Raw genomic sequence first — 3619 nt, 5'->3', positions numbered from 1 at the left:
ACGCGGCCGAGTCGGCCAGGTCGATGGCGTGCTGCGCCAGGCTGCTCGAGAATCGCTCGCCCAGCGCATCGTTGGGCCGGCGGGCCAGCCCCAGCAGAAGAAGATTAGGATGATCCAAATCCACCACCAACCGCCGTTTCCACCGAAACCGCCGTTGTTCATCATAGCCATAAGAGCAGCAGGGTCCATATTACCTTTGTTTGCATTCTGCAAAAGTGCAGCTACACCTGGATCTATACCAGCGTTTTGTACTAAAATTTTTTCAGGTTCGTACATAGTTCTCATAAATTTTGATTAAATTAATATCTTGATATTCTTCTTTCATACATAGGTTCATATCTATGCATTCTTTCCTCTTCACGTTCACGATCTAAATATTCATCGTCTTCGTCATAGTCATAACCGTAGCGAGTCATTCTTCCTCCTCTACCTCTTCCACGTCCTCTACCACCACGAGCGTAACGATACTCATGCTCTTCATCTTCATCGTCTTCAAGCATTAACATCGTCTTAGCTTCTTTGCGCAATTTATCACACATAATATAGCAATAGTAATACCACATCTTTCCTTCTTCTATGTCTTTATCATTCAACCAAGCTTTTGCTAGTTCTACAAAGTACTTAATGTGATCACTGCTTGTCATAGTAACAACTGCACGATAATAGTCTGAACGTATCATATTGAGAGCAACGTACCAATCATACTTGTTGTATTTCTCACCTTTCAGATTGATTCCGTACTGGTTAGCGATTGAAGTAGTTTCTTCTAAACTCCAATGTTCTCCACGAGAGCCATCTTCGTTTTCCATCTTTGAGACTGCTTTTAGTGCACATTCTTCATTAAAGTGTGGACCATACATAGCCTCATGACGCTCTATTTTCAGTCTTTCTCTCATTGCATTAATTGATTTAATTATTCGACTTATAAAGTTCATTTTGATAAATCTATTATTCTAGTATTTTCTACATTGATTAACTTGTTACTGTTATCAATTTGGTACTTATAAATAGTTCGTTTTTTAAAATCAAAGTGAAGGAGTCGCTAGAACCAATTCTTATAATTACGCTTATATTCTTTTTTAGTATGAATAAATAGTGATTGTGTATTGCGAATGTCGATACTATGTGTTAGGAGCGTATCTCTTTTATTTATTACGATTGATGTCAAATTGTTTGGTTTGATTTCCACTTTAAAGTCAGTTGATCTAACTACTATTGTAGTATCGTGTACTACTTTCTACTCCTATATCTGTACCTATTTCAACTCCTTCTCTTTGATCTTTAATTTCTTTACTGTAGCTCGTACTTCTTGTATCAAGCTATCTTTGGTTTCTTTAAATTCATCTAGAGTAAGCTATAGAACTCTATTATCATTCTTCTACTATGTTGCTAGCTATTCATAGTAAAGATAGTTGTTAGTTACTCTATCTATTTCTCTATTCTTCTTATCTAGCTAGTTATTCTAATAAAAACAAATGGCAGCGAGAATCATAATGATAATCACTGCCATTGCTTTGTAATTCCTTTTAAACCAACCGATAATGTTACTTATTAATCTTTTTGCTAGACTTATCAGTATTGGTATCATTTGTAATAGTATTTTGTTCTTCTAAGATGTCTGTTATATCTACATCTAAATATTTTTCTGCTTTCGACTTTATAATCTTTGTGAAGAGTCTTGTAACTAATGAATTAGGTTTTAATGCTTTCCTAGATTCTAATAATGATATTATTTCTGCAAAACATACTGCTCCTGCTGCAACTTTAGCTAACACCAGATCAGCATATGTCATAAATATAAACTTATCTAATAAAGTAAATCCAGCTATCATTATAGCTGCAAATCCTAGTTTCTCAATAGTAGACCAGAACTTACCAGATTCAAAATAACTATTATTGGTTACTTGTCTACATACTTTATATCCATAGATTAAGTCTAATATTATGAATAGAAATGACACACCTATTAATGGTGCAGCTGGTGCTAGTATAGTCGCTATACCTGTTAGCCAACCTACTATAGATTGATATCCATTAGCAAATATACGTCTTGCAAGATTCATTATATATAAACTTCTACTCAACACAACTTAAAATAATTTTATCTGAAATAAAAATGCTAGTCAATATTTATTACTGCTAGCATATGTTAAAGTCTCTGCGATTATATAACTATAACGTACTCATTATTCGTATGTTCTATTTCCCTTACGTATATCCAGGTAATCTAATAGCTCTTTATGTTTAATAGTTTTATTAAGTAAAGAATAACAGTTAGCGTGTTTAAACCATCCTATATAGCTAGCCATTTTTCTTCTATAATATTTGTAGTTAGTACTTCTTTTATTTAGTTTAGCATTCTTCTTACAGTATCTTTTCTTTAATACTTTTCTAACTAAAGTAAAGTTATGATATATTTTATATCCAACAAAATCTATACTTCTACTTTCTACTGGGAATACCTAATAGTTATTCTTTAACTATAGTTTCAAGTTATCTTTTAAATACTACTTTATATCTCTAAGTAATATCTACAAAGACTCTTTATCTTTATAAAGTATTACTATATCATCTGCATATCTATAATAGTACTTTATATTTTTATCTTCTTTAACCCAATGATCAAAGTAAGATAGATATAGATTAGCAAAGAACTAAGATAAGTAATTACCAATAGGCACTCCATCTGATGAATCTATTATTTCATCTAGTAACTATAACAGTTCTCTATCTGCAATCTTTATTCTAATTATTTGTTTTAATGTATCATGATCTACTGAAGGATAAAACTTTCTAATATCTATTTTAAGACAGTATTTAGTATTCTTTCTATCTTTCAGATCATGCTATATCTACTTAAGAACTTTGTGAATTCCTCTTTTCTTGATACAACTATAAGTCTAAGGTATCATCTAATTAATCCACAAAGGTTCCATTATATTCATAATGGCGTGATGTACTATACGATCTGGAAAGTAAGGTAGTTTAAATATTATTCTTTCTTTAGGTTCATATAACTTAAAAGTAAAATATTCAGAAGTTTTATAAGTATGATTGATTAACATATCTTGTATCTACTTACAAAATCCTTCTATATCTTCATCTACTTTTTTTACATCATCTCTGTGAGTTTTATTCTTTCTAGCATTGTGATGAGCTAGTTTTATATTTTCTAAATCTGTTATCTTCTAATATAAATTCTTAAATTTCTTCATAGTCTGAAATTACAAAGAGCTTTCGATATTTCACTACTAACCCTTAATAAATTATTTATATTTTTTACCAAGTGGTAAGGTCCTTCTCAGTAGTTGGCTATTATATGATAAACTGAAAATATTACGATACGCAATTTCATTGAACTGATATTAGCATTGGAATTACTAACCTCATTATTGGAATTAAGATTGAATAGACCTGCTTTGCTGCTATTGTCAGAATTACTACTTTTTTTACTTAAAACTAATAATGTATACTCGTTCTAATTCTAGAGAAGCAACCTGTGGGTATTACTTAACTACACCGTATTGCATAATTAAGTCATTACTCCGCCCACGGGAGATATGTTAATCGAGAACCGATACCAGCACTGGAAAGACCAACCCCTCTATCTGAATGAAGA

2 protein-coding genes are annotated in these 3619 nt (G+C 31.7%); both read right to left on the bottom strand.

Annotated features, from left to right (window positions below; translation table 11 throughout):
• Nucleotides 1–299 precede the first annotated feature (299 nt).
• Entirely contained in the window at nucleotides 300–896 is a 597-nt protein-coding gene (locus GH664_RS21995) for a hypothetical protein (protein ID WP_153170244.1), read from the bottom strand.
• A 648-nt stretch (nucleotides 897–1544) separates the two neighbouring features.
• Entirely contained in the window at nucleotides 1545–2063 is a 519-nt protein-coding gene (locus GH664_RS21990) for a phage holin family protein (protein WP_153170243.1), read from the bottom strand.
• Between the last annotated feature and the right edge of the window lie 1556 nt (nucleotides 2064–3619).

Origin of the sequence: Thauera sp. 2A1 (genome assembly GCF_009469595.2) — a bacterium.
GTDB lineage: Bacteria > Pseudomonadota > Gammaproteobacteria > Burkholderiales > Rhodocyclaceae > Thauera.
This window is presented reverse-complemented; position numbering and strand designations above follow the sequence as displayed.